This window comes from Phytoactinopolyspora endophytica (genome assembly GCF_004138495.1).
Classification (GTDB): domain Bacteria; phylum Actinomycetota; class Actinomycetes; order Jiangellales; family Jiangellaceae; genus Phytoactinopolyspora; species Phytoactinopolyspora endophytica.
In genome coordinates, this window is the sequence record NZ_ML142853.1 from 225851 (window position 1) to 228598 (window position 2748).

Sequence of the window (2748 nt, forward strand, 5' to 3'; positions counted from 1 at the left end):
GCTCCGCCGCGACCGGGCTCGCACGGCTGCTCGTCGTGGTGCTCACTGTCGGCGTGCTGCTGGTCGTCTGGGAGCGGGCGCTACGCCGGTCGCTGGAGAACGGCGGTTCACCGTCGCGCGCGAGGTCGCGTCGCTCTCGCCGCCGGGAAGGGCCCGCCGCCGCCCGCGGCGCCCTCGAAGGGACCGCCGCCCTCGGCGTCGGCAGCCGGACAGCTGCCGATCACCCGACCGGTTCGCGCCGCGGCGGCGCCCCACCCGACGGCTTGTTGGCATACGACGCCCACGTGAATGCACCTCAACCGAACGGCAGCCGAAGCGATGGCGCGCGATCCACTCACTCCGCCGGCCCCCACTCGGCCCGCCGGCAACTCGACGGGTCCCAGCAGTCCATCGGTCCACGATTCGCCATCTCTCGTTGGACTCGTACGGCCGCGAACGTCCACGACAACGCCCATCCGTCGTTCAAGCCGCTGACACCAGGGTGGGCACGTCGGTTGTTGCCGGACACGGTGACCGGAGCCGTCGCCGGGAGGGTCCTACAGTTGTGGTGGCGCGATCCTCGCCAGCGGGTCAGTCTGCTGATTGTCCCGTTCATCCTGCTCGCACTGACCATAGGCCCGATGGCGCTTGGGTTCCGCGGCGACGCGCTCGTCCTAGTGGTGCCGGGCGTCGGCACGCTGATCGGGCTGATGATGCTCAACCACACCGCCTACGACGGCACCGCGCTCTGGTCACATCTGGCCGTCAGCCTGCCAGGCCGTGTCGACCGAGCGGGACGTGCACTGGGCACCGGAGCGTGGGCGATACCGGTAGTCGTGGTCGCGGCCGTCGCGGTCTGCGTCGTCGTCGCCCGCCCCGATCTCCTTCCCGCCACGATCGGCAGCTCCGCAAGCACGGTGCTCATCGGTCTCGCCTTCGGCTCCGTGAGCAGCGTCGTCATCGCGTTCCCGGCTCCCCCGGCCGGCGCGAACCCGTTCATCACGCCGAGTGGCGGAAACGTCGTCGTCGTTCTTCAACAGTTCGCCGGCGGGTTGATCGTGGGGTTGCTGTCGCTGCCGGTGTATGTCGCTCTGGCCCTCGCCACGTGGTGGAATCTCGGATTGGGCTGGGCACTGCTCGTGGCAGGCCCGGTCTATGGCCTGCTGTTGCTCCGGCTCGGCAACCACCTCGGTGGGCGCTACCTCGACCAGTACGGTCCCGAACTCCTGCGTCGCATCACCCCTGCCCGCACCTGAAACGAGCAACCCCGCAACCGCACAGCTGACCCGCGCGGTTGGCCTATCCTGGGGGCCTGATGGGCACTGAATCCGACGACGATTCCGAGCGGACAACAGCGTGCAGTCGATGTGGCCGACTCAGGTCGGACGACCCACCGGCCCAACGGCTCGCGTGGATGGTCGAGTTCACCGACGGCCGCAAGACCTGGCTCTGCCCCGGATGCAGCCGCCAACACGTCCGCGACATCGAGGGCAAACTCCCCTCCGAGTATTGGTGAGTGCCGCCGATCATCGCCGCGGACAAACCAACGGCCCCGAAGGTGACACCACAGCCGACGATCAGCGGGCGGGCTTCGCGGTCAGGTCGGCACCGTCGCTATCGACGACGACGGCCCGCACGGTGTCTCCGATGGACGCTTCCACCCCGGCCACCGTCGTCGTACCGTCGACCTCCGGACCCTGGTGGACGGCGCGACCTTCGACCACGCCGTCGACGACCGATTCCACGAGCACGTCGACTGTCTCCCCGATCCGGTCCTCGGCCCGCTGCGCGACGAGGTCATCGACCAACGTCGTCACCTGCTCCACGCGGTCCGCGACCTCGTCCGGGTCGACCTTGCCGTCGAATGCGACCGCCTCCGTGCCGTCCTCGTCGGAGTAGCCGAACACGCCGACCACGTCCAGCTGCGCCCGGGTCAGGAAGTCCTCCAGCTCCGCGACGTCCTCCTCGGTCTCGCCAGGGAAACCGACGATGACGTTGGTCCGGATCCCCGCCTCCGGCGTCCTGGCCCGGATCGTCTCGATGAGCTCCAGGAACGGCTCGGTGGACCCGAACCGTCGCATCCGCCGCAACACCGTCGCGCTCGCATGCTGGAACGACAGGTCGAAGTAAGGCAGCACACCGGGTGTCGAGGTCATCGCCTCGACCAACGACGGGCGCATCTCAGCCGGCTGGAGGTAGGAGACCCGCACCCGCTCGACCCCGTCGATGGCGGCCAGCTCCGGCAACAGCGTCTCAAGCAACCGCAGGTCGCCGAGATCCTTGCCGTAGGACGTCGAGTTCTCGCTGACCAGGAAGAGCTCCTTGGCGCCCTGGTCGGCCAGCCAGCGCGCCTCGTCGAGCAGGTCGGTCGGGCGGCGGGAAAGAAATGAACCCCGGAACATCGGGATGGCGCAGAAGGTGCAGGCCCGGTCACATCCGCTGGCCAGCTTCAACGGCGCCATCGGGCCGCCGTCGAGCCGTCGTCGCACGGCCCTCGGCCCGGACGCCGGAGCGACGTCGCCGGGCAGGTCCGGCGCGGCCACTGCGGCGCCGTGCCCCGGCACCGCGCCGGCCGCGGCCTGACGCTCGACCGGTGTGACGGGCAGCAGCTTACGGCGGTCCTGCGGAACGTGCGGGACGTGCGGGTTCCCGGCGAGGATGCTGCGCAAGCGGTCACCGATGGACGTGTAATCGTCGAACCCGAGAACGGCATCGGCCTCCGGCAGCTCGTTGGCGAGCTGCTCACCATAGCGCTCGGCCATGCACCCG

Annotated in this window: 1 protein-coding gene and 1 pseudogene; one reads left to right on the top strand and one right to left on the bottom strand. The window is 69.6% G+C overall.

Annotated features, from left to right (window positions below; all coding sequences use genetic code 11):
• Window positions 1-1235 (top strand): annotated as a pseudogene (locus tag ELR45_RS11875) (hypothetical protein); the annotation flags it as partial.
• A 321-nt stretch (window positions 1236-1556) separates the two neighbouring features.
• On the opposite strand, the gene ELR45_RS11885 reads toward ELR45_RS11875, so the two are convergent.
• Window positions 1557-2748: MiaB/RimO family radical SAM methylthiotransferase (locus ELR45_RS11885; RefSeq protein WP_240759499.1), on the bottom strand; the 1192-nt coding region annotated here is incomplete at its 5' end.